At 67.8% G+C, this 26025-nt stretch carries 19 protein-coding genes and 5 pseudogenes; 3 read left to right on the top strand and 21 right to left on the bottom strand.

Going from position 1 to position 26025, the window contains the following annotated elements; genetic code table 11:
• Nucleotides 1-7 precede the first annotated feature (7 nt).
• The 5 genes from ACZ5XS_RS38425 to ACZ5XS_RS38405 form a co-directional block, all read right to left on the bottom strand.
• Nucleotides 8-1717, bottom strand: a complete 1710-nt coding sequence (locus tag ACZ5XS_RS38425) for an HAD-IIIC family phosphatase (protein ID WP_468659383.1) — start codon at nt 1715-1717, stop codon at nt 8-10.
• On the bottom strand, nt 1714-4815 hold the full coding sequence (locus ACZ5XS_RS38420) for a non-ribosomal peptide synthetase (protein ID WP_468659381.1): 3102 nt from the start codon (nt 4813-4815) through the stop codon (nt 1714-1716). The genes ACZ5XS_RS38425 and ACZ5XS_RS38420 overlap by 4 nt, the downstream gene beginning before the upstream one ends.
• A 38-nt stretch (nt 4816-4853) precedes the next feature.
• The gene (locus tag ACZ5XS_RS38415) at nt 4854-6584 is read right to left on the bottom strand and encodes a condensation domain-containing protein (protein ID WP_468659379.1); all 1731 of its coding nucleotides are present in this window, start codon (nt 6582-6584) and stop codon (nt 4854-4856) included.
• Nucleotides 6585-6654: 70 nt separating this feature from the next.
• Complete coding sequence (locus tag ACZ5XS_RS38410) at nt 6655-6951, bottom strand: acyl carrier protein (RefSeq protein ID WP_468659377.1); 297 nt, start codon at nt 6949-6951, stop codon at nt 6655-6657.
• A gap of 12 nt (nt 6952-6963) precedes the next feature.
• On the bottom strand, nt 6964-8346 hold the full coding sequence (locus ACZ5XS_RS38405) for a condensation domain-containing protein (RefSeq protein ID WP_468659375.1): 1383 nt from the start codon (nt 8344-8346) through the stop codon (nt 6964-6966).
• 147 nt (nt 8347-8493) lie between these two features.
• Between ACZ5XS_RS38405 and ACZ5XS_RS38400 the strand changes: the two genes are divergently transcribed.
• Nucleotides 8494-9729, top strand: a complete 1236-nt coding sequence (locus ACZ5XS_RS38400) for an MFS transporter (RefSeq protein WP_468659373.1) — start codon at nt 8494-8496, stop codon at nt 9727-9729.
• A gap of 10 nt (nt 9730-9739) precedes the next feature.
• On the opposite strand, the pseudogene ACZ5XS_RS38395 reads toward ACZ5XS_RS38400, so the two are convergent.
• The 3 genes and pseudogenes from ACZ5XS_RS38395 to ACZ5XS_RS38385 form a co-directional block, all read right to left on the bottom strand.
• Nucleotides 9740-10610 (bottom strand): annotated as a pseudogene (locus ACZ5XS_RS38395) (IS630 family transposase); the annotation flags it as partial.
• 1 nt (nt 10611) lies between these two features.
• Nucleotides 10612-11219 (bottom strand): annotated as a pseudogene (locus tag ACZ5XS_RS38390) (IS110 family transposase); the annotation flags it as partial.
• Nucleotides 11220-12363: 1144 nt separating this feature from the next.
• On the bottom strand, nt 12364-13425 hold the full coding sequence (locus tag ACZ5XS_RS38385) for a ParB/RepB/Spo0J family partition protein (protein WP_468659371.1): 1062 nt from the start codon (nt 13423-13425) through the stop codon (nt 12364-12366).
• 706 nt (nt 13426-14131) lie between these two features.
• Between ACZ5XS_RS38385 and ACZ5XS_RS38380 the strand changes: the two genes are divergently transcribed.
• On the top strand, nt 14132-14422 hold the full coding sequence (locus ACZ5XS_RS38380) for an MmyB family transcriptional regulator (protein WP_468659369.1): 291 nt from the start codon (nt 14132-14134) through the stop codon (nt 14420-14422).
• A 452-nt stretch (nt 14423-14874) separates the two neighbouring features.
• On the opposite strand, the gene ACZ5XS_RS38375 is transcribed toward ACZ5XS_RS38380, so the two are convergent.
• The 13 genes and pseudogenes from ACZ5XS_RS38375 to ACZ5XS_RS38315 all read right to left on the bottom strand — a co-directional run.
• Nucleotides 14875-15057 carry a hypothetical protein gene (locus tag ACZ5XS_RS38375; protein ID WP_468659367.1) on the bottom strand — a complete coding sequence of 61 codons (183 nt, stop codon included), beginning with the start codon at nt 15055-15057 and terminating at the stop codon, nt 14875-14877.
• 96 nt (nt 15058-15153) lie between these two features.
• Nucleotides 15154-15996 (bottom strand): helix-turn-helix domain-containing protein, encoded by an 843-nt coding sequence (locus ACZ5XS_RS38370; RefSeq protein WP_468659365.1) that lies wholly within the window; start codon nt 15994-15996, stop codon nt 15154-15156.
• 16 nt (nt 15997-16012) lie between these two features.
• The gene (locus ACZ5XS_RS38365) at nt 16013-16558 is read right to left on the bottom strand and encodes a DUF6879 family protein (RefSeq protein WP_468659364.1); all 546 of its coding nucleotides are present in this window, start codon (nt 16556-16558) and stop codon (nt 16013-16015) included.
• A pseudogene (locus tag ACZ5XS_RS38360) lies at nt 16518-16792 on the bottom strand (hypothetical protein). The gene ACZ5XS_RS38365 and the pseudogene ACZ5XS_RS38360 overlap by 41 nt, the downstream one beginning before the upstream one ends.
• A gap of 126 nt (nt 16793-16918) precedes the next feature.
• Nucleotides 16919-17860, bottom strand: coding sequence for an urease accessory protein UreD (locus ACZ5XS_RS38355; protein ID WP_468659362.1), 942 nt, complete (start codon nt 17858-17860; stop codon nt 16919-16921).
• Nucleotides 17857-18546, bottom strand: a complete 690-nt coding sequence (gene ureG / locus ACZ5XS_RS38350) for an urease accessory protein UreG (RefSeq protein WP_468659360.1) — start codon at nt 18544-18546, stop codon at nt 17857-17859. Before ureG ends, ACZ5XS_RS38355 begins: the two co-directional genes overlap by 4 nt.
• Nucleotides 18547-18585: 39 nt before the next feature.
• A complete protein-coding gene (locus ACZ5XS_RS38345; protein WP_468659358.1) occupies nt 18586-19260 on the bottom strand; it encodes an urease accessory protein UreF in 675 nt (224 codons plus the stop codon).
• Between the two features lie 105 nt (nt 19261-19365).
• A complete protein-coding gene (locus tag ACZ5XS_RS38340; RefSeq protein ID WP_468659356.1) occupies nt 19366-21414 on the bottom strand; it encodes an urease subunit alpha in 2049 nt (682 codons plus the stop codon).
• Nucleotides 21411-21974 (bottom strand): urease subunit beta, encoded by a 564-nt coding sequence (locus ACZ5XS_RS38335; RefSeq protein ID WP_468659429.1) that lies wholly within the window; start codon nt 21972-21974, stop codon nt 21411-21413. Before ACZ5XS_RS38335 ends, ACZ5XS_RS38340 begins: the two co-directional genes overlap by 4 nt.
• Nucleotides 21972-22268 (bottom strand): annotated as a pseudogene (locus ACZ5XS_RS38330) (urease subunit gamma); the annotation flags it as partial. The pseudogene ACZ5XS_RS38330 and the gene ACZ5XS_RS38335, both read right to left, overlap by 3 nt.
• A 176-nt stretch (nt 22269-22444) precedes the next feature.
• Entirely contained in the window at nt 22445-22567 is a 123-nt protein-coding gene (locus ACZ5XS_RS38325; protein ID WP_468659354.1) for a hypothetical protein, read from the bottom strand.
• Nucleotides 22568-23526: 959 nt separating this feature from the next.
• Nucleotides 23527-24891, bottom strand: coding sequence for an AlbA family DNA-binding domain-containing protein (locus ACZ5XS_RS38320; RefSeq protein ID WP_468659352.1), 1365 nt, complete (start codon nt 24889-24891; stop codon nt 23527-23529).
• 93 nt (nt 24892-24984) lie between these two features.
• Nucleotides 24985-25176: pseudogene (locus ACZ5XS_RS38315) on the bottom strand (CBS domain-containing protein); the annotation flags it as partial.
• Between ACZ5XS_RS38315 and ACZ5XS_RS38310 the strand changes: the two are divergent.
• Entirely contained in the window at nt 25175-25639 is a 465-nt protein-coding gene (locus ACZ5XS_RS38310) for a hypothetical protein (protein ID WP_468659433.1), read from the top strand. The pseudogene ACZ5XS_RS38315 and the gene ACZ5XS_RS38310 sit on opposite strands and share 2 nt — an antisense overlap.
• Nucleotides 25640-26025: the final 386 nt, after the last annotated feature.

The raw sequence follows: 26025 nt of genomic DNA, 5'->3' as shown, positions 1-26025 counted from the left end.
ATTCTCCTCAGCGATCAGGATTCCCGGCGACGCGGAAACGCGAGGGGGCAGTGGCTGCTACCGGTAGCGTCACGTCGTAGGCGTCGTCGTCAATTCGCCTTCCGGCCACGGCCTCAAGGAATCTGCGTGCCGGTTCGTTCCTGGTGGTCTTGTGATAGCGCAGGCGCACGGCAGTCAGTCCACGACCTCTCGCGTCATCCAGCAGCTGTCCGAGCACTTCGTGTTCGACCCTGCGGTTCAGCACGCGACAGCTGAGGAGGAAGGTGCTGACGTCAAGGCAGGGACCGGCGATCTCCGCCAGGACCAGTCCGACGGTGCCGTAGTCCCCGAAGCGGTCGGTGACACGGACCACCCATGCGAGGCCCCCGTCCTGCCGATGGCCGCGCAGTTCGCCCTCGCCCGTCCGGGCACCGGTGAGATTGAACTGATTGGTTCGGGCCGCCAGCTGAACACCACGTTCCAGGTCTGTGTTGTCCATGACCGTCATCCGCACCTGTAACCGGCACCGGCGCATGAACTCCTCATAGCTCGCCGTGGTGTTGAGAGCCTGCCGACGGTGGTTTTCGTCCCGGTACCTGTCGGCACGGTGTCTGTCGTCCTCAGTGACCGACAAGCGGTCGAACACCCAGCTGTGCGCCAGCACCCCGGGGATGTGCTCCGCAGACTCGGGCACGTCCACCACGGCTGTGCCTGGGTGGCGCTGCCGCATCAGGTCTCGCTGCAGCGGATCGTCATCGACGAAAATGAAGGAGTCGACGGACAGTCCGAGTTCGGCAGCGATCTCGGTCACCAGATCGGGTTTGGCGGTCCATCCGAAACGATGGGAGGTGATGTGCTCCCAGCGGAGCAGCATCGCGGGATGACTGTCGAACGCCTCCCTGACGTCGGTCTCCTCGTTGTGGCTGCACAGACAGAGCAGCATGCCCTCCTCCCGCCGGGCGAGCATGAAGCGCTGCACACCCTCGAAGGCCGGAGTGATGCTCACCCGACGTGGTCCCACCTCGGCGCAGACGCCGTCCCACAAGGTGTTGTCGCAGTCCAGCACAATGACCTTTCGCGGGGGCACCCACGCGGCGTGAGCCATCCGCACCAGGTGTGTGCCCAGCGCGACGATGTACTCCTCCGAGTACGGCAGGTGCGCCGACCGGTCGGCGAACTCGTCGTACACCGCGGGGACGCCGTAGAGCGCGGGAAGATCTTCCACGGGGACGGCGCGCAGGGACGGCATGGCCTGCGCCGCTCTCGCAACACGCTCCGTGGCACCGAGGATCCAGGGGCCCGCGACCGTGTCCAGGGCCGCAGCGGGAGACGCTGGGGTGACGGCCAGGAGCCAGTTCGCGGGGGAACGGGACGACGCCTCCCCCAGTGCATGGAGGATCTCGCCCAACAAGGCATCGGCCCGGGCCATCTCCTGGGTGCCAGGTGTGTGCCATCGATCGTGACCTCCGGGCCGGAGCAGGTCCTCGACCCGCAAGACGACCATGCTGACGTCGAGGTCGCCGCTCAACGGCCCTCCTGCGTCCACGAGCGGCTCCAGGACTTGGCCATACGGTGCGACCCTGATCTCCGGGGCCGCCTGGAGCCTCCTCAACCACCAGCCGATGGAATTGGCCAAGCTGTCCAGGACGAAGGTGCCGGCCAGCCCGACCGCGCGGCGTGAACCAGAAGCCGGTGCTGACCTGGTCCCGCCGACTCCGGTTCCGGTGTCGATGTTCATCGCGCATTCTCCGGGGACTCCAGCCGGGCGGCGGCCTGTTCATCGGTCATCGCGTCGAGCCGGTCGAGAAGGGTGGCGAGGTCGGGGGGATTCTTCTCCATAGGTTCCGGCTCGGTGTCGGCCACGGCCCTGGTCTGTACGGCGACCTCTTCGCAGTTCTCGCCGGCCCCCGTCTCTGTCCAGGAGCTCCGTTCCCCGGCTTCCTGGTTCCTGCGACCCACGGCCTCGAGCGCTCCGTGCCGGTCGAGCCGGACCAGCTCTCCTGTCCGGTACATACGGGCGCCGGGCTGCGCGTACGGGTCCGGGATGAAGCGCTCGGCGGTCTGCCCCGGCCGGAACCTGTACCCCCTTCCCGGCGCGCCCCCACCGATGTGGACCTCTCCGACGGCTCCCGGGGGGACCGGCTGGAGGCTCTGGTCCAGCACGTACAGCCGCATCCCGGTGGAAGGGGCGGTGAACGGCTGGGGCCCGGACGCACTGCTGGACCATCCGGTCATGCTCCGCACGATGGGGACTTCCGTCGATCCGCCGGTGGTGAAGACACGTGCTCGTTGCGCCCACCGGTCACGGAGTTCCGCGTGGACGCGGTCACCGCTGATGATCACCTGTTGTACGTCCGGCACCGCCGCCGGGTCGATCACGGACAGCACGGCCGGGGGGCTGAACAGCACGTGCGCGCCCAGCTCCCTGATCATGTCGTCGATCGGCGGATCGGCGCGGGACGGGTCGGGCGGGGCCAGGCAGAGGGTGGCTCCGCAAACCAGCGCTATGAGGGTCGCCTCCCACAACGCGGTGTCGTGGCCGGGTGATGTCAGCGGCAGCACACGTGTGCGTGTCGTGAATCCGACGACGCGGGCCGATTCCGCTGTCATGTCGGCGAGGCACGCGTGTGTCAGCTCCACGCCCATGTGCCGACCAGAGGGACCCGCGGTGGGTACGACACACGCGAGACCGTCGTCCCTCACGACGGCGCGGTTCACGGCTCCGCCACCGTCTGCCGCGTCCTTCCTCTTCTCCGCCTCGGCGTCGGGTTCGGTGAGTTCGTCGTCTCCCGTCAGGAGCACCTTCGCCGTCCCCCCACCCGAGAACAGGTCCTGGCCGGCGGCCGACGTCACAGTGAGCGTCACGCCGGAGTCCGCCGCCACGGACCGCACGTGCTCGGCCGGCCATGGGCTGTCCAGGGGAAGAAAGGCGCCGCCCGCCTTGAGCACCCCGAGGAGCGCCACGACCTGAGCGACCGACCACGGCAGGTGGACCGCGACGAGTGTTTCCGGACCAACGCCCCGGGCGATGAGCCTGCCGGCCATCCGATCGCTCAGCCGGTCGAGCTCGCGGTAGGTGACGCGGCGATCCGGCAACCACAGCGCCGGGTGCTCCGGTCGGCGCTCGGCGTGGGCTGTGAAGGCCTCGGTCACCGGGACGGTCCCGCCACGGCGGCCGGCGCCGAACCGCGCCAGCAGATGACGCCGCTCGGCGTCATCGGTCAGCAGCAGACGGCTGACCCGCCGCTCCATGGGCGAGTCGAGCATGCTCTCCATCACGTTGCCGAAGTGGCGGATCAGTTGGTCTATCGTCGTGGTGTCGAACAGATCCGTCGCAAACTCGACGTAGCCCTCCAGTGCGCCGCCACGCTCCTGCAGAAACCACGACAGGTCGAACTTCGACGTCCCGGTGCCGAGGTCGGTCCGGTGAACAGCGATGCCCGGTAGGCGCGGCACGTCCCTCTGCTCGGCCACGAGGACCAGAGCCACTTGGTAGAGCGGGTTGTGGCGTGGACTCCGGTGCGGTGCCACTGCTTCGACGATCTGGTCGAAGGGAAGATCGGCGTGTTCCTGGGCTTCCACCAGCTCGTGCTGTGTGCGTGCGAGGAAGTCACACAACGACGGGTCATCGGCGGCTGACAGGCGCAGCGGCACCGTGTTGGCAAGGTGCGTCATCACGTCGAGCGTCTGCGGATGGCGGCGACGCGCGACGGGACAGCCGATCACGATGTCGTCCTGACCCGAGTACCGCTGAAGAACCACGGCGAGAGTCGCCGCCAGGACGGTGAACAGCGTCACCCCCTCTCGTGCTGCCACATCCCGCAGCCGTACGGCCAGCTCCCGCGGCAAGCGAATAGGGACCCGGCCGCCCCGGTAACTCTGTACACGGGGGCGGCCGCGGTCCAGCGGGAGGCCGAGCAGTCGGGGGGCCGCGGCGAGGGTCCGCCGCCAATGGCCGGCGAGCGCTTCCCGGCGCTCCCGCGGCAGGCACTCGCGTTCCCACGCGGCGAGGTCGAGGGCTCCGGCTGCGGGCGGTGCCGGGGCTGTCCCCGCGTACAGGTTCAGCAGCTCCCGCACCATGACGTCGAGTGCCCAGCCGTCGCAGACCACGTGGTGGGTGGTCATCACCAGCACGTGCTCGTTGGGCCCGAGCCGCAACAGGCGGGCCCGGAACGGGGATCGGCTCAGGTCCAGCGGAGTGCGTGCCGCGCCGGCGACCTCCTGTTCCACCAGTGAGGTGCGGCGCTCAGCGGGCGACGAGCTCAAGTCGACGATGTCCAGAACGCCTGGCTCCGCGGCGTGGACGGTCATGACCGCGTGCCCCTCGCCGTCGGGCTCGAACCGGCAGCGCAGCGCTTCCTGCCGTTCGCACAACACGTCCACCGCCTGCCGCAGCTGGGCTGTGTCCAGCGGGCCCGTCAGCTTCAGCGCCACCGGGACGTTGTAGGTCGGCAGATCGGGGCGTGCCTGATACAGGTAGTAGAGAGGCTCCTGGTGAGGAGAGGCTGGATGTGCCGAGCCGTCGCGCGGCACGGCCCGGATCTCGTCCTCTCGCGGGGGGCCCGTTCGGGTGCCGTCCTGCACCGCGGCGACCAGTTCCGCGAAGGTGGTAGTGGGCGCCAGGAGCCGCAAGGGCAGCTCAACCGCGTACTCCTTCCAGCAGTGCGACAAGATGCGCACTGCTTTCAGGGAATCCCCGCCGGCATCCTGGTAGCGGTCCGAGAGCCGCAGGTCTCCCCGGCCCAGGATGGCTGCCGCGATGGCCAGAACCTGCTGCTCCAGGTCGGACAGTGCGGGTGCCGGCGGGCTCGGCGGCCCATGGGTGGTTCCGCGCATTGCCGCGAGGATGGCTTCCGCTTCTCTTCGGAACTCCGTCACCGCACGTCACCTCGTTCCTGCGGGCGTCCCGAGCCTTCGGCCAGGAGCGGCTGGGCCCGCCAGCCGGACAGGTTGGCGTGGCCGTTCCGCGGTGGCTCGGAACAGCACACGTAGTACCCCGGGGCGATGACGGAGGGGACGCCGCGCATGGCCCTCACGACGCCCCGATGGAGGTCCTCCGGCGAGAGCCGTGCTCCGTCGTGAACCGCGGCGAAGGCGAGCAGCGAGGGCGAGCCGTCAGGTCCGTCCACGACGAAGACCGCTGCGTCGCGGACGGCCGGCTGCGCGCTCACCAGTCGCTCGACCGCTCCCGGATCAACCCAGCCGTGGTCCGCGTAGCACAGCTTGGTGGGGTCGACCCGGCTCTCCAGACCAGTCAGTTCCGGAATCGCGGCCAAGGGCACCTCTCGGTACATGGCCTCGGTGACCAGGGTCTCCACGCTGCGCAGGAAAGTCTCCGCGTCGTGCGGGGAGAAGAACCGGCTGTCCGCCTGGAGCGCCAGGGAGGCCGTGTCGGTGCGGTCCAGCACGTGCAGGTAGAGGTCGGCTTCACCCATACCGCCAGCCTGGACCTCCCGGGAGACCATGGTCCGTGAACGCAGCCTCGCCATCTCACGTGAGGAGATCGCCAGCCCCTGGTCGAGAAGAAAACTCGCCGGTTTCCTGGTGTCGTTGAAGAAGCAGCGGACCGAAGCGTGGACTCCACGGAGGAGAGCGATCTCTTCTTCGATCCTCCGTAGCGTCAACGGGTGGTAGCGGGCCTTCGCGAAGCTCTCCAGAGCTTCGTCACGACACTGCCGCGCCAGCTCGGCGAAGGACACGTCCCCCAGTGCCAGCACACACACTCCGGACTGTGTGTAGGGATAGGACGACCGGACGGCCCGCATGTCCATCAGACGGTTGTTGACGACCAGGCCGAGACCGCATGTCTCGTGGGAGCCGAGAATCCCGAGGAGCGCCCCGGTGGCGGCCATCAGGATGTTGCCGGTGCTGACGCGGTACTGGGATGCCAGGTGGGCACATGCGTACGCGAGCGCGGTGGAGTCCAGCCGGCAGTACGTCCAGTGCGGTCCGTCGCTCGCCGGGTCGGACACCGGGCGCAGCGTTCCGCCCGGGAGGCGCCACAATCGCGAGCGCCAGAAGTCGAGCGACTCCTGCTCCTGCCTCCCGCCTTCCGACGACTTCTCCCAGGCCGCCTGTTCAAGCGACTGGCGGCTCGGCGGCCGCTCCGCGCCATCCGGAGCATCACTCAACAGTGCGGGAATGTCCTGCTTGAGGATCTCCCAACCCCAGCAGTCGACCGCCAGTCGTGACACCACGACGACCAGCGTGGCCACGCGACCGGTCACACGCACTGCCGCCAGACGGACCGGGAGCTGCTTTTCGTGGTCGAAGGGCTCCGCGGACAGCTCGGTCAGCAGGGATTCCACGCACATTGCCTGCTCCTGCTCGCCGCAGTCGCGTATACGGACGTGGAGTTCGCCGTCAGCGTCCACGGTCTGCACGGGGTCGCCGCCCGGGCCGGCCGCGAAGCGTGTCCGCAGAGCCTCGTGAGACTCGACGAGGCGGTGCACCAGCCGCGCCAGATCGTCCTCGCGGACGTCACCGGGGAGAGAGACCGCCGCGGAGTGCGTCTCGTTCCCGTCCTGGTACGCATCCCATCCGTCAAGCTGGGCCCAGGTCAGCGAGTCCGCACCGCCGGGCAGGTCTCGGTAACGTACCTCCATCAGACACTCCGTGATCGTCGACGGGAGTCAGGTGAGCGCACTTTCGGTCGTGCCACCGGCATCGGGCGGTTCAGGTCTCCTGCTGTCCTGCTGAAGCCGCCCGGTAGTGCTCCGCCACCACAACACCGTGATCTTCCGTCAGGTAGCGGGACAGATCTCCGATGCTGGGCCGGTCGTAGATCTCGCTCACGCGAAGGCTGATTCCATATGTGCTGTTCATGGCCTCGGTGAAGGCGACCATTGCATAGGAATCGAGCCCCAGCTCCAGCAGGTTGTCAGACTCGCCGACCGTCCGCACCTGCCCGTGTGCGCAGGAAAGCAGCATGGCGCAGAGGTCGTTCTTGACTAGCGTCTCAATTAGCCGCACAGCCTGCCCCTTTCACGCTTCCGCCAGTTTCAGGAGCAACCGCACGGGGACTGCGGGTCCACGGACGGTGGCCTGGTCGGCCAGGTTTCGGATCGCGGCCATCAGCTCGGCCATCTGGTCCCTCGGAAATATCTTCGGGTCGTGTTCGACGCTCACACCGGTGAGTCCGGAGAGAGAGAAGCAGTTGAGTTCCAAGGCGAAGCGGCCGCTTGGCGCCGTGATCCACGGGAACTCGATCTCCTCGACTTCCGCCAGCTCGTCGAGCACCAGGCTGGAAGTCGGCATCTGCCCATGGACGAAATTGAAGAAGAACGGCGGGTCATCGGGAATCCCACGTTTGTGATAGGCCCGCAACAGCGCGACAGGATCGTGTCTGCAATTCTGCACCGCATCGGCCAATGCGCCACCGGTTCGCCGAACGAGTTCGGCGAACGTCTCGCTGCAGGAACCGAGCTCGGCCAGCAGCGCGCCATGCCGCGACTGCAGACCTACGTACTGTCGTTCCTCAGGCGTCATCCTGTTGGCCGAGCACACCGACAACCATGTGCGTCGTTCGTGGAGCACCGCACCGCGGGCGATCACAAAGAGCGACAGCAGTATGGCCGACATCGGCATGCCGGTGGACTCCGCCAGGGTCACGCAGGACCTTTCAAGGCTCCTGCTGGCGCCCCCGCCGATCGACGATTCGGGGTGGAGGCGGAACTGCTCCGCGGCACCGAGATCGACCGCCTTCTCCCCGATCTCGCACAGCCTGGAGATGTTGCGATCCGACGCGCTGCCCGCGGCGGCACTCCTCTCGTACCGCAGTATCGCCTGGTGGGTTCCGTCCTCGGCCTCGCCCCACCCCGCCCGCCCACCTTCAAGGAACGTGAGAGCGTGCGAAACCGTTGTCGCCAGGGATCCGCTGTCGAGGAAGAAGTGGGCGGCTTCGATGACGAGTGTCGACCGCGTCGCTTCCTGGATCAGGATGATTCCGATGCTGGGCCCGCCGCCCTTGATCAGGTCCAGTACGGCCTCGGGTGTATCCTCCCCGGTGCCGTTTCCAGTGATCTCCGCGACGATCAGTTCACTCGCCGTTGCCGCGGGCAATATCTTCTGCACGACCTCGCCGTCGGCATTGTGCACGGCCTTCGCCCGCAGCATCGGGAAGCGTTTCACGGTCCGTTCGAACGATGCCCTGACCGAAGCGACGTCCACCCTTTTACGCAAGGCAACCCGCATCTGACACCGGTGCCGCCAGACAAGGTCGGTCAGTCCGTCGTGAGGGCCACCCAGCCATGCCCTTTGTGCCCAATTAAGTTCGACGAACGGTGAGGCTGACACAGCAAATTCGACCTCCAGAATTCGCTCTTCCGGCTGATCTCCAAGTAGCGCAGTCGCCTCGATTTCTGTCAACCATTCCCCGGCGCCGAAGACCGAGTGTGCAAACACGCGAGATCACAGAAGGCCGGTGGAGGCTTGATCGCGGGCGGAGCCGGGTGGTTCGATGGCGGCCCTCCACTCCATGTGCACCGGATCCAACGGTGAAAGCAGGCGGGCGCCGTGCGGGAAGCTCTGCGGAATCACGACTTCAAGCTGTCCCTTGCCGGCCAGTTGCTGTCCAGCCTCGGCGACTACCTCCTGGTCGTGGCAGCGCCCTTCTATGTCTGGCAGTTGACGGGATCCACTCTGGCAACCGGGCTTTCGATGGCTGCGGAGACAGTACCCGCACTTCTCATCGGACTCATCGCCGGTGCGTTCGTCGACCGTTGGGATCTGCGTAAGACCATGATGGCGACTGACCTGCTGCGCGCCGCGGCTGTCTCTCTCATGCTACTCGTGCACACGCAGGACCAGATGTGGCTGCTCTACGTCGCGTTGGCGATCGAAAGCTGCTTCAGCCAGTTCTTCCTGCCGGCGCGGCACGCCCTCGTCCCCTCACTGATCGGCCGGGAGTCGGGCCTGGTCTCGGCCAACGCGCTCAGCGCGCTGGTACGTGGCGTGGTTCAGCTGATCGGCGCGCCGCTGGGTGGGGCGCTGTATGCCGTGGCGGGCTTCCACTTCACTGTCCTTGCGGACGTCGTCACTTACCTGCTCTCAGCCTGCCTGGTAGCCAGGATCCGTTTCCGTTCGGGTCCACGGGACCTCCCTCCTCGCGGTGGCGGAGCCGTCCGTCGGATCGTCCACGACGTCGCGCAGGGCTGCGCTCATATCCGTCATGCGCCCGGTTTCTCCGTGCTTTTCAGCTCGAGCGGATTGTTCCTGGTGGGCAACGCCGCCTTGACGGCCCTACTGGTTCCCTACATAAGCGGTGTGTTGCACGCCGATGCGCGGATGCTGGGCCTCCTCCTCGGTGCGCTGGGGGTCGGGTTCTTGATCGGCGCTCCGATCAGCCGTTTCGCCGTCACGGCCCTGCCGCCGCGTTGGCAGCTCGTGAGTTCCTTCGCCGTGCTGGGCCTGGCCTTTCTGGTGACCTTCCATGTGCGGCATCTGCAATGGAGCGTGGTGATGTTCACCCTGATCGGCCTGCCGGGGGTGACCGCGCTGGTGGCCATCGAAACCTTCATTCAGCGCAACACCGACGACGGCATGCTGGGCCGGGTCTCCGCCGCCTACCTCGCTCTGCAGGCCGCCGCGACCCTGGTGGGCGCGCTGTTCGGTTCGGTCCTCGGATCGGTGTGGGGCACCGTCGCAGCCATGGACCTGGCGGCCGCGCTCGTTGTCGGCGCCGCCGTGCTCGCCTTGTTCATGCCTGGGCGGGCGACGGAGGCCGAGCAGGCGGATCCCGTTCATTATTGACTTCGGCTCGTCAGGGTGACGCTGGTTCGTCGAGTGCCAGGCCGGTGCCCGCTATGAAGCCATCGAGGGTGTCGGGCCGGTACTGAAGACGCTTGAGTCGGTTGCGGACGAGGGTTTCAAGCCGGTCGAAGGCGACCACGGCGAGGTTGGCCAGGCTGCGCTTGACGTGCGCCCATACCCCCTCGACGGGGTTGAGGTCGGGCGAGTAGGCGGGCAGCAGGAACACCGTCAGCCATGCACGCTCGGCGATCAACTCACGCATAGCGTGGGAGACGTGGGTGTTCAAACGGTCCCACACCAACACGATCGGCGCTTTGACGAGCTGGTGGACGCCGTCGATCAGCGCGATGAAGTCGCGCTCGCCCATACTGCGGCGCTTGCCTTTGCCCGCGCGGTGGACGCGCAGGCGGTGGCACAGCCGGGTACGGGAGCCGGGCCGCATCGCGATCAGCCCCGCTACCGACAGCCGCCCCGAGCGTCGCCCGCTGACCGCCACTTGCGGAGTCACACCGCGCCGGCCCCAGGTACGTCCTCTGGGCGGCCGTCGGGTGAAGCCTGCCTCGTCCTCGAAACAGACGTAGCCTCCGCAAGCCGCCCGTGCTCCTTTACCTCGGTCCAGGTCGCCTCGTTCCACGCGGTGACGGCCTGCTCGTCACGCTCGGCGACCCGCCGCGCGGGGATTTGCGGGCTGAAGCCGAGCCGGTGCATCAGCCTCGTCGCCCCGGAGACGCTGTAGGAGACGTGGAACTTCCTGCCGATCAGCGTGGCCACCCTCGCCGCGGTCCACACCTGGTCCTCCACCCAGCCATGCGCGGCCGCCCCTGCTCCAGATACCCGGCCAGCTTCTCCAGACAGCGCGGGGACAGGCGACACCGCGATGGTGACCTTGCGGTTGCGTAGCCACGTCTCCAGCCGTTTGGCGCCGATCCGGCGGATGGCTGCCGGAGCCTGGTACCCCGTCAGCCAGGTCAGCGGGCCTGTGTTGGCGAAGTCCAGGGCCCTTTCCAGGCTGGGGAAAATGCTGGTGAGCTGGGCCCGGAGCCGGTTGACAGTGCGGGTGCGGTCAGCGACCAGGTCCGTGCGGCGGTTGGTGAGGATCTTGAGGTCGGTGACGATCTCGTCGCTGGCGCGTAAGGGGTACAGATCGCGGCGGTCCGGGCCTGGTCGGCGATGACGGCGGCGTCCTTGGCATCTGTTTTTCCCTCGCCGCGGTAGCCCTCAGAGGCGCGATGAATGGCCCGGCCGGAGATATAGCGCACCGGCTGGCCGTGGTTGATCAGGATCGCGATGGCGAGGGCGGCTCCGCCGTCGGCCAGGTCGATACCCCAAGTCACCTCGTTGCCCAGGGCCAGAACATCACCGAGGAGTTCGAGCAGTTCGGGTTCGTCGTTTGCGACGCGTCGCGACAGCAGCCGGCGGCCGCCCTCGTCGTTCGCGACGCAGTGGTGGTGGGTCTTGCCTGCGTCGATGCCGGCCCAGATCGCGGCCATATGGTGCCTCCGTACGGTGTGTTGCTGGTGCCTTCCGACGGACGACCTCGCTGTCGATTCCCTACGCAGCGATCATTCGCAATTCCTAATTGGCAGCCGAGTCGTCGTGGAGCGTCGGGCGGCCAATCCGGGCAAGCCACAAGCGGCAGAAGCGTGAAAGCCACACCCGACGCTCCTGGGAGGGTCAACCATACGAAGGGTTCACCGCGTCCCGCAGAACAACGTAGGGAAGCGTGAGGGTTCCGCCAACGCCTCCTGCCGGGCATCGCGATGCAGCAGAATCATCCTCACGGCCTTTGGACGTCGGTGTTCCTTGGTCGGAGCACATGTTCAGACGAAGCCCGCTTCCGCGTACGGCAGTTACCGAACCAGGTGATCAAGTTCGACGCACCGTTCGACGCCGGACGGGATCAAGTCAGGGCCTGGGTCGGAGGTGGCGCCGTCCGCCCGCAGGGCGGGTGGCTTTCGCCCGGCGCGGCGAGTGGGGGCACCTCCCACGCCCCTGAGGCAGTGGGGGCGCGTGCCAGGCGTCGCCCAGCAGGCGCTACTTCCGACGCAGCCCTGGGGGTCTGCTGGGCAGGGGCTTGGCCCACCGCGCACAGGGCTACCGAACAGGTTTCCAGCGGGGGCTTGGTCAGGTGCACTCGCGATCCGGGTGCGACCCGGAGGATTCCGCGGCGGACATGTTCGGGCCGTTCGCGCGGGCAGATCACCCCGTTGGGGAGCGGTGTGCGTACGGCGCTGCTGCTGGAGGGCGGCGCAAGTCGGTGGAGCCGATGGCCGCGCGGCGGAGTGCGGACGGGAACGGGCAGGCACCGGCGCACTCCATCAGCTCCAGCGCGTGGGACATCGATGGCGCCAGGTTCATCAAGACGGGCACCACGTCAGCCGAGGTCGGCCGTCACCACACCTGCGCCTCGGGAGATATCGGCAACCGTCGGACAGGAAACGGTGTGCAACCCGGGAAAATCCTCGGATGCACACCGCTGTCATGAATCCCTCCTGGACCGCACTGCGCCTCGTCAACGGCTGCCCTGCTCTCCGGTCAAGACGGGGGTTGGCAGCCGCCGCACGACGGCCTGCTCGCAGAACCGAACTCGCCTCGCCGCTCACCAAGGCCGTCCTCACCCTTTTGAAACAACTCTCACTGGTCACTGGCCGGTGCCTCAAGTTTTTGTGCCAGTTCCTCCCATGCCGCCGCACACTGGCGCGCCAGATCGGCCACACCCTGAGCACAGTGCCGGGGTATTGCCTGAACAACCTTGCTCCAGGTTTCCGCGTCAAGCGCCTGCATGCTGAGACTCCGGAGGAGGAACCGTCCCGCCTCCGTTGACCTCAAAGAAGGGTCGCGTCTGAGTCGCTCCCATGACAGGCATGCACCATTAACCACCGTCTTGGAAATGACCCGTTCAGTCGAAATGCCATGGTCATTCTTCGCTGCCACCTCACGCTTCTGCAGGTTGAGTTTGACCTCCCTCTTCGCCAGCACAGGATCTTCACCATTTCTCAGTCGATTGCGCACATCCCGGGCCGTGTTCGGTGAGACTCCTGCGGCTTGCGCGATTTCACGGAGGGATGCCTCGGGACGGGTCGCTATCACCTGGCTGGCCAGTATCCGTCCACCAGCGCGGTCCAAGGGGCGCACCCGCCCGTCCTTGCCGACCCTTCTTTTAGATTCCAGACCAGCAGCGGAATCACTCGGACGGAGTTTCGCGACTGTCTTCGCCGAAAGCCCGGTCACCTCAGCGACGGCACTGTCCGACCATTCCGAGTAGACCTTCAGGATGCGAAGGGCAGCATTGCGCCTCTCGGCCAGAGACAACGGCAGGCCATGCTCGATATTCAATCTGACGGACAGCACATATGATTCATCACGGCTGCCGGCGTACAGCCGAGCGTCAATGGACGGAGCCCCCTTGGCGATGGCGGCCTGCACCCTGTGCACCCCATCGATGACCTGCATGGTGTCGCGGTGCACCACGATCGGCGGGAGTCGCGCGTCGGTCTCCCGCAGAGCATGCACATGAGCCGCGTCGACACCGCGCAGACGTGGCGACGGAGACTCGTCAAGGTGTAATTCGCTGATTGACACCTCTACGACGGGAAGGTGCAGCTCAGTCAGTAACGTGGGTCGCTGATTGTGCGCACGTTGCCCTTTTTCCATACCTGACGACTTTTCCAGACCTGACGGTTCGAATCCCACCATACCGCCACTCCCGTTTGCTGCATCTCGCCACATCCACTGGGATCTTGCAACTCAATCCGGGACAAGACTGCCAACACTTCATTGCCCGATGCCACCGCAAGACTCCACTGCCGTACATCTACGGCATCCAAATAGTACGGACCAGTACAGGAAATTTCCGGGCCGAGGATCAGACCATTGCTCGCAGCAAGCCAACCGCTGGATTCAGCAGGAAAACTGGCCCGGGATTCGTGAGCTCGGCATCACAGCGAATCACCGGTGCAAAAGAGACGGATCGTCACCCGTTCTTCTTTGCGCCCTACAGTCGGTCGAGAGGTTGCCTCCTTCGCCGCCACTGAACATGAGGGAGCTGCGGTACCTCTCTGGACAGACAGGAAAATGCAGTTCGCACAAGTCACCTTGACGACTTCCCAAGGCTATGACAGGCAGCCGAGAGCGTCCAGGCCACCTTCCGTCACCCCGGCTCTCCACGGAGGCGGACCAGACCCCTAAATCCCAAACCGGGTCTGCGGCACCCATGAAAGAAGTCGCTCAAGACGCATTGAAATCCCATTTCAGAGGGCGTCAGACATGCGGCGGTGGCAGCCGAAGGGCTGATACTTGCAAGATTAGGTAAAGAGTGAGCGCTTTCTCTCGCTGACCGTGACGGTCAAGATCGCGGCGGCGGCTGACCCGGGCCAGGTCACGCCGTAGGGACCTCAGAGATGTGCTACCGCTCGATCCAGCCCTCAGAGCGCAAGCGCAGCAAGACCGAGCAGCACCGTCTCCGAGAAGCGGGACGCCATCTGAATCCGGCATCCAGCGCAACGCAGGCAATCACACTCAAAGGCAAGATGTCGCCGGCGACCTCACCCTCGACTGGGACACCCTCACCGCCGGCACCGGCCCCGACCAGCGCCTCATCGTGTGGACCGCCGAACCCGGCTCGCGAAGCCACGACGGCCTGCGCCTGCTCTCCTCCTGGGCCGGTACCCACCTCCACACCTCGACCACCTGACCTGCCATGCTCGCGGCCCATCCTCGGGGCTCGGCTACATGCTCTTCCTGCCGTCCCGATCCTGTCTCCGGGTAGCCGTTTGATGGCGGTCCGGCCCGACAACGCGCGGGTTTCCTGGCGGGGTTGCTGACCCCAACGCCAAGACGATCAGTCCCGTTGCGCTTCCCGGGAGGTCGGCTGTCCGCTTCTGCGGGAACTTCGGCGGGTGATTCGCCTGGTCATAAAGGGCTGGACGGGTGAGCTCCGTCCCTCTGGCGTACCTGAGATGTTGGGCCTCGTGGCGGGTGGAAGGTGACGGCGGCCGTGGCAAAGTCCAGCGAAGTCGCCGGGTGTGAGGTTCGGGTTTTGCCACGCGAGGACGGCGGTGACGAGCGCTTCGTACGGAGCGCGGTCCAGCGGGAGTTGGGCGTCGATCAGGCCCTGGGGGTCGTAGAGCACGGTGTGAGCTCCGCTCATCGCTGCCTCGCCGCGCCGTCCTGGTCGCCGTCGCTCGGGGCGGCCGGGACGGTGGTGGCGAGGAAGCGGGCGTAGCCGCGGTCGGCGCGGGCGATTAGCGCCGGGGAAGGCAGGCCGAAGGCGGGCGGCTGGAGTCCGCATCCTTCCGTTGCGGGTCCGGCGGGTGTGGGTGCGCTCATGGGCACCGCCTTCTGTTGCTGGGTGTGTCCGTGGCGTTCGACGCTACGGAGACCGCCGCGCGTTCCTCAACAGAATTGCGGGTAATTGCGGGCGATTTACTCCAGAGCGTCGATCGCGGCCCGGATGAGGTCGCGGGCCGCGTCGCCGTACACGGCCATTTCCGCGAGTTGGACGAATGCCTTGGCGTAGTCGGCCAGTTCGCGCGGCTGCGTCACCTTGATCTCCGCCGTCAGTGTCTCCACCACGGCCGTGGTGTCGTCGTGGAGGTAGAACGCCTCCAGCGGCCAGCGCTGCGTGGTGAAGGGGATGATCCCCAGCGAGACGGACGCGAGCGGCATCACGGCCAGGAGATGGCGCAGCTGACCGCGCATGGCGTCAGGGTCGGCCGTGCGGTAGCGAAGGACGGATTCCTCCATGAGGACGACGTAGCGGTGGCCGCCTTCGTAGAGGAACCGGGAGCGGGCGACGCGGGCTGCGACCGCTTCGGAGACGTCGTTCGGCGTGCCCTGGAAGGTCGTGATCTGCTCCATGAGGGCCGTCGCGAATGCCGGCGTCTGGAAGAAGCCCGGCGGCACGTTGGAGACGTACGTCCGGCAGATGCGGGTCTGTTCGTGGAGGGCGTACCAGCCCTCCTGGACCTTGCGCATGCCGGTGCGGTGCAGCCGTCGCCACTCCAGATACATGGAGTCGACGGCGCGGGCGGTGGCGATCAGGTCGTCGGCCTGGTCGTCGGCGCCGCATGCCGCGCACCAGGTGCGGATGTCGGTGTCCGAGGGCGCGGCGTCGCCCTTTTGGATGCGGGTGGTCTTGGCGGGGTGCCAGCCGCACCGGGCGGAGAGTTCCTTCCTGGTGAGGCCGGCGTCCTTGCGCAGGTGCTGCAACCGCACGGCGAGCGCCTCACGGGCGCCTTGGGCGCTGGACGATGGAGAGGCGGTCATGGGGCAGCTCAGAGGCCTAGACGGTTAACTTCTCGTGCGGGATGCCGCGTTCCCAGACCTTCTCGAACGCGGTGGCGCACAGCGCGGCCGCGGCCGGGTCGTCGGTGCGTTCTTTCCCGCCGTCCGGCGCCCAGTCGCCGGTGCCGGTGAAGTGGTGGAACTGCACGATGCGTCCGTCCAGGAGCCAGAAGTCGTTGCCGGGCAGCGGGATGTCGCTCGCCTGGCGGCGGGGCAGCCAGCGCACGTCCTCCCCGGCCTGGAGGTTGAGCGGGGTGATGGCGTGCTCGTAGCGGATGTAGTCGGTGACCGGCTCGGACACGATCCGCGCGCGGCGGATCACCACGCCTCGGGCGACCGCATCCTGAACGAGCGGCATCCACTGCGGCCAGAACGAGCGGGCCGGATCCAGATTCGGGACGCCGGTGCGCAGGAAGGCCTTGAAGTCGTCGGCTTCGTCGCCCACGGCGTAGACGTCGCGCATCTCCAGATGGACAGCGGTGTGCCGGGTGGCCGCGAGGAGGTCAGCGAACGTCGCGCTGTTCAGCAGCTCGTTCCGCCGCATCGCACGCCTCCCTCAAAATCGGCACCGTGCGGGCCGGAATCCGGATCACCCGCTCATGCGCGGGGATCCCCGTCGTATGGCCTGCCACCCACTGAGTGGAGCCGACCTGGGACTTGAGGAACGCGTCGGCCTCATCCCCCTGGAGGACCAGGTCCGCGCTCTCCTCCTCCACCCACACTGTCGGCGATCCTCGCCCCCGGTGTTCGGGGCGATCCCGACGAACCGTAACGTCATGGCACTCTCCCTGCGACGTGGTTGCGCAGCGCGCACCGACCGTCCCGCAGTCCGAAGAGCCGGTCAAGAGGACCGAGAACGCCGGAGGCTAGCCCGCGGGCCGGGGTGCGGGCCAGCCCTCCCAGGTCAGTTCCTGCCGGTCCAGGTCCATAAGGGCTCGGTTCCTTCTCCGGGCGAGCTGGTCACCGGCGCGGCGCACCCGGACGCCTCTACGGGGGCGAGAGCGTGTGCGTGCGCTTGGTCGAGCAGGTGTCGCAATCTTGAGGTGGTGGGTGCGATGGCGGTGGCGAGCAGTGCCGGGCCGCCTGCCAGTGGCGCGATGACGGCGCATCCGTCCTGGGTGCCTTCGCCACCGAGCAGGACGGGGTCTCGTCGGACGTCGAGGCGCGGGTCCACGATGAGGAGTTGACCGACGGCGCGGTGTCCGTTGAGGACGGCCGGGCCGTCCCAGCCGGGTTCTGGGGCCCCATAGGCGGTGTGCTGGTCGAGTAGTGGGCGTCCGGCGCGGTGGACCAGGATGCGGGTGACGAGGTGGCCGGGTTCCTCGTCGGCCCGGCCCAGGAGCTGTTCTTCTCGCAGTGTCAGGCGTGAGGTGGCGGCGAGTTCGACGGTGTAGGTCTGGCGCAGGTTGCTGCCGGCGGCGCTGATCAGGGGCTGTGGCAGCCAGCGCAGACGGGCGTGCTCCCCTGCAGTGAGGCGCACGTCGTAGGTGGCCGCGTCGGTGGTGGGGCCGCGCAGGGCCAGTGTGGCGGCGGCCGTGGTGACCTCCAGCTCGGCCCGGTCCTCGGCGGTGACGTCGAGGGCGAGCCGGTCGCCGCCCAACGGGGCGCTCATCGCGCTGATGATCCCCACTGTGGCGGCGTTGCCGTGGGTGCGCAGGCGCCGCAGGTGGAAGGGGCCGTCGCTGTGCAGTTGCGGGAGGCTGGTGACGCGTCCGTTGTGCGCGGCGCGGATGCGGGCCGTGGCATGTACACCGTCGGGGTGTCCGGCAGGCTGCTGGGTTCCGGCTGGGGCAAGGCCGGGGCCGGACGTGGTTTGAGGTGCGGCGAGTTGCGTGGAGGGGCTCATGCGGCTTCCCCAGTGCGCCACTGGGTGAGGTGGCCGGTGACCCAGTCGGCGACGTCGCGGATGCCGTCGTCGGTGGTGAGGCTGGTGAAGAAGACGGGGAGGTCGCCGCGCTGTCGTTTCGCGTCGATGGCCATGGTGTCCAGGTCGGCGCCCACGTGCGGGGCCAGGTCGGTCTTGTTGATGATGAGGAGGTCGGCGCTGGTGATGCCGGGGCCGCCCTTGCGGGGGATGTCGTCGCCGCTGGCCACGTCGATGACGAAGATCTGCACGTCGGCCAGGCCCTTGGAGAAGGTTGCGGTCAGGTTGTCGCCACCGGACTCGATGAGCACCAGGTCCAGGGGGTGGAGGGTTGCTTCCAGGTGCTCGACGGCTTCCAGGTTGGCGGAGATGTCGTCGCGGATCGCGGTGTGGGGGCAGGCGCCGGTCTCCACAGCGGTGATCCGCTCGGGCGGCAGGACGGCTTCGCGCCGCAGGAATTCGGCGTCCTCGCGGGTGTAGATGTCGTTGGTGACCACCGCGATGGGCCAGCGGTTGCGCAGGGTGCGGCACAGCGCCGCCACGGTCGCGGTCTTCCCGGAACCGACGGGGCCGCCCAAGCCGACGCGCAGCGCGCGGCGGCTGCCGTCGGGCCGGGTCCCCGAGACGCTGGAGGTGTGCTCGTGAGGCAGGGGGTGGTCGAGGTGCATGGCAACTCCGTCGAATGGCTCAGGTGTGGTTGTTGCTCGTCAGGAGGCGAAGAGGCGGGCGGTCCAGGCGGCGTGCTGCTCTGCGGTGATGTCCAGCAGGGGTGAGGAAGCCGACGGCAGGGCGTCGAGGCCCTCGGTCACAGTACTGGCTGCGGCGTCGGCGGCGGCCTGTGCGACGTGGTCGGTTTCGGGGCCGAGTCGGGCCAGCAGGCCGGAGGCGTCGAGCGGGTCGAGGCTGAGCAGGCGCACCGCCGCGGTGGCCGGGCCGCCGATGCTCTCGTAGGCGACGGCGTAGGCGGCGTCCAGCGGGGTGAGCCCGGCGGCCCGGGCGGCTAGGCCCAGGACGATGGGTTGGTGGGCGCCCTGGGGACACGCGGCGGCCAGGTGGTCGAGTGCGTCGGAGGGGAAGGTGGCGCGGGCCGCGCGTATCATCTGCCGGCCGAGCCTGCGGGCGACGGCGCGGAGGGCTGGGGCGGGGGTCCGTGCGTCGGCGGCGTCGTCGAGCAGCAGTGGGTCGTATCCGGCGGCGGCTGCGGCGGCGAGGCCTGCCGTGGCCAGGCCGGCGGTGTGCAGGCGCCCGCGGCAGAACGCCTCCAGGCTGTCGGTGTCGTGGACGGCCTTGTGGGCGACGGCGGCTTCGACGCCGCCGGAGTGGGCGTGCCCGCCGGCGGGGAAGCGACCGTCGGCCAACAGGAGCAGGGCTGCGCGGCTCATGGGCGAGCGGCTGCCTTTCACAGGGTCGGATGGCATTGCGGGGGTCTGGGCGGTCGCCGGGCCCCGACCGTGGCGGCGGGGCCGGCGGCCCAGGCGGGTGGCGGTTCAGAAGAGGAAGTACCGCTGTGCCAGGGGGACTTCGGTGACGTAGGAGCGCGGCACCGTGACGCCGTTGAGTTCGGTACGGGCGTCGCTGGTGGTCGCGCCGCCGATGGTGACCTCGAAGCTGTTGTGATCGACCTCGAGGCTGTGGGGAACGGTGTCGTTCAGCTTCATGTCGGCCTTGGTGACCTGACGGGTGCTGGTGATGTCCACGAAGTCCTTGTCGAGGCCTAGACCCGGATTGCTGCTGGTGCCGTCACCGTTCAGTTTGCCGGCCACGCCGGGAGCCACGAAGTTCACCGAGTTGCGTCCCGGGGAGCGGCCGGTGGAGCCCCATACCGCCCGGGGCAGGTAGGGCTGTGGCGTGGTGATCGACGCGTTGGCGTCGCCGACCTGCGCGTAGGCGAGCTGGCCGCCCTTGAGGAGCATGTGCGGTTTGACGCCGAAGAACTTCGGCTCCCACAGCACCAGGTCGGCGAGCTTCCCGGTCTCCACGGAGCCGGTGTGGCGGTCGATGCCGTGTGTGATCGCGGGGTTGATCGTGTACTTGGCGACGTACCTGCGGGCGCGGACGTTGTCGTTGGGCTGCAGCTGCTGGTCGTTGAAGGCGTGGTCCGTGTCGTCGGTGATCGTGCGGACCTTCGCGGCTTCGAGGTCCTCCTTCAGTGCCCCGTAGCGGCACTTCATGACGTGCGCGGTCTGCCAGGTACGCATGATCATCTCGCCGATGCGGCCCATCGCCTGGGCGTCGGAGGACATCATCGAGATGGCGCCCATGTCGTGGAGGAGGTCCTCCGCCGCCATCGTGGACGGCCGGATCCGGGAGTCGGCGAAGGCCCTGTCGGCCGGGATCTCCGGGTTCAGGTGATGGCACACGATCATCATGTCGACGTGCTCCTTGACGGTGTTGACCGTCAACGGGCGGGTCGGGTTGGTCGAAGCCGGCAGGACGTTGGGGTCCTTGACCAGCTCGATCATGTCGGGCGCGTGACCGCCGCCCGCGCCCTCGACGTGGAAGATGTGGACGGAGCGCGCCTTCTTCGCCGTGAACTTTCCGACTGCGTCCCTGGCGTCGCCGGTGAAGGCTGCCCGTGTGCTCTCCAAGAACCCGGACTCGTTCAGTGAGTCGGCGTGCAGAGCGAGTTGGACGCCGCGCTCTTCGCAGATGTCCAGGGCCCGGTCGATCACCGCGGGCGTGGCACCCCAGTCCTCGTGGACCTTGAAGCCGCAGACACCGGCGTCCACCTGCGCGTTGAGCTCGTGCTTGTTCACCGTGCTGCCCTTGCCGAGCAGGCCGATGTTGACGGGGAACTCATCCAGGGCCTCGAAGAGCCGCCTGATGTGCCATGCGCCCGGGGTCACGGTGGTGGCCGTGCTTCCCTCGGCCGGTCCCGTGCCGCCTCCGATGAGGGTGGTCACGCCCGAGGCCAGGGCCTCGTGGATCTCCTCGGGGCAGATGAAGTGGACATGGGTGTCCACGCCGCCCGCGGTGAGGATCCGCCCGTTGCCGGAGATGACCTCGGTACTCGGCCCGACGACGAAACTCGCCGGCGTCACCGGAATGGGCACAGCGTTGCCGGCAGTCGTACGGTCCGGCATCTCGAACCGGTTGCTCGGGATCGGGTCCATCGTCTCGGGGTTGTACGCCTTGCCGATGGCCGCGATCCTGCCGTCGCGGATACCGATGTCGGCCTTGACCACGCCCCACCAGTCGAGGATCAGCGCGCCGGTGACGACGGTGTCCACGGGCCTGTGGTCCGTGGCGTCGCCTTTGCTGTTCCGCCCGTCCCTGGCAAGGTGCGACATCCCCATCGACTCGCGGATCACCTTGCCGCCGCCGAAGATCATCTCATTGCCGCTGTATGACGGGCCGCCGCTCCAGTCGGCCTCGATCTCCAGCGTGAGGTCGGTGTCGGCGAGCCGGACCCGGTCCCGCGTGGTCGGCCCGTACAGCGCGGTGTAATCCGCCCGCGTCAGCTCATTGCTCGGCTTCGGCCGGCCCTTCCCACGCTCCGGCGCCTGGCCAGAGCCTCGTCCCTGCGGATTGCTCATCGGACGATCCCTTCGCGCAGTCCCTGGATCTTGGCGAGGTCGCTGGTGTTGCTGCCGCCGGCCGTGACCTCGCCCTGGATCTGCACCAATTCCACGCAGCACTCGTCGCCGGGTTCGAACCTCACGGACGTGCCCGCGGCGATGTTGAGCCGCCGGCCCCTCGCCGCGTCGCAGTTCCAGAGACTGCGGTTCTGGGGGACCGTCTGACCGGCGGGGACCTCGACGCTGACGACTTTCAGTCCCGGGTTGACCTCGGCGAAGTGATAGTGGGAGCCGACCTGAACGGGACGGTCGGACTCGTTCTTCACCCTGATCTTCGTCTTGCCCGGCCCCGGCAAGGTGGTGGCGTCCGCCTGCAGGCTGACGCCCTGCGGGTCCCCGTCGAGGTGCACGTTGAAGCAGATCGCGTCGTACCGGGAGACTGTGTCGTCGTCCTCGTCGCAGCTTGCGGAGGAGTTGCCGCTGTCGTCGCAGTCGACCGGGGAGCCTGGCTTGCGGGGCGGCTGGGGGTGCTCGACCTTACCCGGGTAGACCTCGGGCTCCTGCGTAGCCTCCGGGATGGGGTCGTGGATGGTGACCAGCTTGGTGCCGTCCGGGAAGGTCGCCTCCACCTGGACGTTTTTGGTCATCTCCGGGACGCCGTCCATCACGTCGTCACGGGTGAGCACCTGCCGGCCCGAGTCCATGATGTCGCTGACCCTCTTCCCGTCGCGCGCCGCCTCGAAGACGTGCACAGTCAGCAGGGCCATCGTCTCGGGGTAGTTCAGACGCAGCCCCCGGTCGCGGCGCTTGACGGCCACGTCAGCCGCGACGTGGATCAGCAAGCGCTCCTGCTCATGCGGAGTCAAATGCACGATGACTCGTTTCTGTTGTGCGGATCGTGCGTGCGGCCGGCCGGACATGCCCAGGACGCGGACAACGCTCCCCGGACGGCAACGGACGCTCTACGAGCATCAGCGGGACAAGAACGGCGAAACGACCGAACGGGGGCTGGCCCACACCATTTGATGAATTCACAGAGCACGCGGTTTCACCCCGCCAGGCAGGAGAACCGGCAGGAGGCCTCTTGCTCCAGGCGCTCGCGCTGCCCGTCGAGCAGCCTGGCCCAGACCGTGTGATAACGCTGCTTGGCCAGCCACCTGCCAAGGGCCAATCCCGTACACCTGACGGCGTGACGGCGGGGGCGTCGGCGTCGTTGGACGGAGCGCCCCCGAGGACGTCATGGCTGACCCCTCGGGGCCCGTCGCCTACGGAACGGAACGGGGGCCACTGCCCCACTGCTGCCCGGCTCACCATCCGAGCGGCTCGTCTGCCGGGCGACGCGCCCGCCTTCGCGCGAGGACACCCGGGGCGGCGCCCGATCCCCTCGCCTCCGCCGTCCTCGCAGCAGCGGCACCGGACCGCATGGGCACCTACGACCGCTGAGCCCGCAGCGGAATGCGCACCCTCGGCATCATCCTCAGCCACGCACCCGGACGCTGCTGCACAGAAGCGATCGACCGGCTCCTGGCCCAGGCCCCAGGGCCCAGGCCCCAGGCCCCAGGCCCCAGGCCCCAGGCCCCAGGCCCCAGGCCCCAGGGCCCAGGGCCCATCAGCAACTGGACCGCCCGCTACATCGACACCCCTCTGTAGGGCTCAACCACCCCGCCAACACCACAACCAGCACATACCAACACTCAATGAACCCGAACAGCGTGCAAGGAAACTGACCACTCCTGACAAAGCGACAGCTCAGGACACCGCCCAAGCTCCCACTCCTCCACCACCGAGCCCGGTCCGAAGCCCTCACTACCAGCAGCGCCAAAGTGATCAGCCCAGGCCAACCCACCCCCACTGATCAGAAATACCGCTCGTGGACACCGCCCTCGCTGAACTCGGTGTCGACTGGGCGGGCACAGCACCGAAGCAGTCAACCCAGTCCGCTCCGGCTCCGACGGACGACAGCCAGGCGCAGCCCAGGCTGCCGAAGGTGTCCCCTACTCCGACACGCTGATCGAGCCGTACGGACCGCCCCTCCGAACGGGACGACTACTGAGATGACCTCCGGCCGCTCCCCCACCGGACCCCGGGCCTGTCGAGGCCCGGGGTCCGGTGCTGTGTCCCGGCTGGCGGCTATCGCCCTGCGTCCCAACCGGTGAGCTGTTGGCGGTAGTCGGAGTTGAGCCGGACGATCTGGATGTCCCCGTCAGGGGTCAGGACGCAAGGCTGGTGCGCTCCCATGTCGGCCAACAGATCTGCGACGAGGGCGTAGGCCGCGACCACGGCCTCCCGCTTGTCGGTGACGATGGCGCCAAGGTCCACCGTGGTCTGTGCCGGGCTTTCCGGGAGCGGCGCAAGCGTGCCGTCCCTCGGGTAGGCGTCTTCTGACGCAACCAGGCGCACCGGCCCGTCGCCGCCGTCGAAGCGGTGGAGCGTAGCGGACAGCACCAGGTCACCGACCGCTCCAGTCTCCGCCGCCCAGGCTGCCGCAGCCTGAACCAGAGCCACGAGATCGAGTTCGAGCCCATGGTGATACAGCCGCTTGGGGCCGTCGTCGTTGTAGTGGTCGCTCTGAAGGTTGATGGGCAGTGCCGCGTAGAAGCTGCCGTCTTGGTGGAGCTGGCCGGTTGTTTTGCCCTCGAAGCGGGCTTGGCGGCGTCCGACCAGCGCGGTGCCTTCCGGCATCGCGCTGATGGTCACTCCTTCACAGGCGAGCGTGCGGAAGCGGGCGAAGGCTGCGTCTCGGTCCGCCCGTGTGGCCAGGGGGTAGGTGCCCCGGGCGGCCGGGACTTCGGCCAGGCTGACCCAGGCGGGAGAGTAGGTCGCCCTGGGACTGCCGCCGTGCTCGGTGCTGGTCAGGTAGGTCGACAAGTAGCCAAAGCCTGTGTCGGCGACCTGCTTCAGGCGGTCGACGTCGTCGGAGGCGGCCTGGAAACGGTCACGGTAGCGCTGGGCGATCTCGGATTCGGCGAGAGTGCGGGTCGTGGTGCCGTGCCGGACGTGGACCCGGAAGTGGTAGTCGTTGCCCGGGGCCGCGACGGCGTGCGGAGCCTGGGTGCTTCGGGGCACGGTGAGCAGCCAGTAGATCTTGCCTTCGTGGGCTACGGACCTCACGGCCCGTACGCCGACGTGGGGAACGACGGGCTGGATCCAGTTTGCGAGCACCGAGCGGATCCACTCTTCACCGCGGCCCTGGACCGGGTCGAAGGGGGCCAGGTCGTGGGCGTGGTCCTGCTTGCCGTCGTCGACGCCGATGACGACCATGCCGCCGGCGGTGTTGGCCATGGCGGACACGTCCTTGGCGAGTTCCTTCTTGATGGCGGACACGTCCTTGGCGAGTTCCTTCTTGTCCGCGTCGGTGCCCTTGTAGAAGTCCTTCTTCCAGTCGAGGTCGACACTCTCGGGGATGTGGTTCTCGACCGCACGCTGCAGATCGTCCTCGGTGAGGTCGTCGGGGTGTCGTCCCAGGGCGGCAGTGAGTCGTGCGGGCAGTGCCATCGGTACTCCAGTGTGTTCACCACATGCTGCTGACGATCGTCAGCCAGTCCACGACGGCATGGCCACGCTGGAGGGACGCCTGGAACGCCGCACGGTGCGCAGGAAGACCCGCAGAAGGTCACGACGGGTGGCGATGCCGATCAGGCGGTCCTCCTCGTCAACCACGGGCAGTCGTTCGATGTGGTGGCTTTCCATCACCCGTGCGGCGTCCGCGACGCGTTGCTCCGGGTGAACGGTGATGGCGGGTGTCGACATCAGCTGCCCGGCGGTCATGGCACGGGCCTTGGCTACCGCGACCCGCGTCCGCTGGGTCCACCTCGATGCGAACGACTCCGCCGACAGCGGTCTCCTACAGGGCGCACTCGGCACGCAGGACGCGCGTGAGCGTCTCCCCATGCGTGACTTCACCGCGCAGCGGCATCCCGAGTGGCTACCCGCCCAGGAATTCGAGACCGCCCCCGTCATCGCCCTGCTGACGACTACGCACGACCGCCGTACCGACTGGCTGCGCGCCGGACAGGCACGTGAACACGTGCTGTTGGTGGCCACGGCGCACAGCCTGCGCACGTCCCTGCTGCACCAGCCGATGGAATGGCCCGACGTGCGCCGCGAACTGAGCCCCGCCTCGGAGCACTCCGGGCACTCGCAGATGCAGATCCGTCTCGGCTATGGTCCGGAAGGCCCCGCCACCCCGCGGCGCGCCCCACAGACGGTCCTCACCCAGGAGCCGCCGGGCCGCCGACCCTGAGCCGGTGAGGCGACGGTTCTCAGATAACGCTTCTCGTCCGGAGCACCCGGATGGCTTGGGGCAGGTGCCAGGTGTATCGCGCCGGCGAGGCGTACACCCCGCAGCGCATTCTGGAAGCGCGCTCCGTGCCCAGCCCGCCGATCGAGCATTTGCGGCCTGGTCCCGCTGGACGCCGGGGTGGTCACATGCCTCCTCAGGCTGCCCGCTCAAAGAGGCACCAGTCCGAAGTCCCCTGTACGCGAATGTGACGAGTACCCGGCCCTCTTGCCGGAGATCCCCGGACACGATCACCTAGTAGGACTCCGTTAGGTTGTTCTGTCTCTTGGGTCTGGGCTGGTGGTGGATGTTCTGGGCAGGGGGCGGTGGCAGGTGGTGCAGGTGCCGGT

It is taken from the genome of Streptomyces sp. NPDC033131, assembly GCF_055578365.1.
The sequence above is the reverse complement of the archived record's forward strand: the minus strand, read 5'-3'. Positions and strand labels throughout refer to the sequence as shown.

Excerpts from the sequence above, each read along its gene's own strand:
- ACZ5XS_RS38385 (WP_468659371.1), bottom strand. The coding sequence starts at position 13,425 with ATGGTGGGATTCGAACCGTCAGGTCTGGAAAAGTCGTCAGGTATGGAA.
- ACZ5XS_RS38340 (WP_468659356.1), bottom strand. The coding sequence starts at position 21,414 with ATGAGCAATCCGCAGGGACGAGGCTCTGGCCAGGCGCCGGAGCGTGGG.
- ACZ5XS_RS38320 (WP_468659352.1), bottom strand. The coding sequence starts at position 24,891 with ATGGCACTGCCCGCACGACTCACTGCCGCCCTGGGACGACACCCCGAC.
- ACZ5XS_RS38355 (WP_468659362.1), bottom strand. The coding sequence starts at position 17,860 with ATGAGCCCCTCCACGCAACTCGCCGCACCTCAAACCACGTCCGGCCCC.
- ACZ5XS_RS38415 (WP_468659379.1), bottom strand. The coding sequence starts at position 6,584 with ATGGAGGTACGTTACCGAGACCTGCCCGGCGGTGCGGACTCGCTGACC.
- ACZ5XS_RS38345 (WP_468659358.1), bottom strand. The coding sequence starts at position 19,260 with ATGAGCCGCGCAGCCCTGCTCCTGTTGGCCGACGGTCGCTTCCCCGCC.
- ACZ5XS_RS38365 (WP_468659364.1), bottom strand. The coding sequence starts at position 16,558 with ATGCGGCGGAACGAGCTGCTGAACAGCGCGACGTTCGCTGACCTCCTC.
- ACZ5XS_RS38425 (WP_468659383.1), bottom strand. The coding sequence starts at position 1,717 with ATGAACATCGACACCGGAACCGGAGTCGGCGGGACCAGGTCAGCACCG.
- ACZ5XS_RS38370 (WP_468659365.1), bottom strand. The coding sequence starts at position 15,996 with ATGACCGCCTCTCCATCGTCCAGCGCCCAAGGCGCCCGTGAGGCGCTC.
- ureG (WP_468659360.1), bottom strand. The coding sequence starts at position 18,546 with ATGCACCTCGACCACCCCCTGCCTCACGAGCACACCTCCAGCGTCTCG.
- ACZ5XS_RS38375 (WP_468659367.1), bottom strand. The coding sequence starts at position 15,057 with ATGAGCGCACCCACACCCGCCGGACCCGCAACGGAAGGATGCGGACTC.
- ACZ5XS_RS38420 (WP_468659381.1), bottom strand. The coding sequence starts at position 4,815 with ATGCGCGGAACCACCCATGGGCCGCCGAGCCCGCCGGCACCCGCACTG.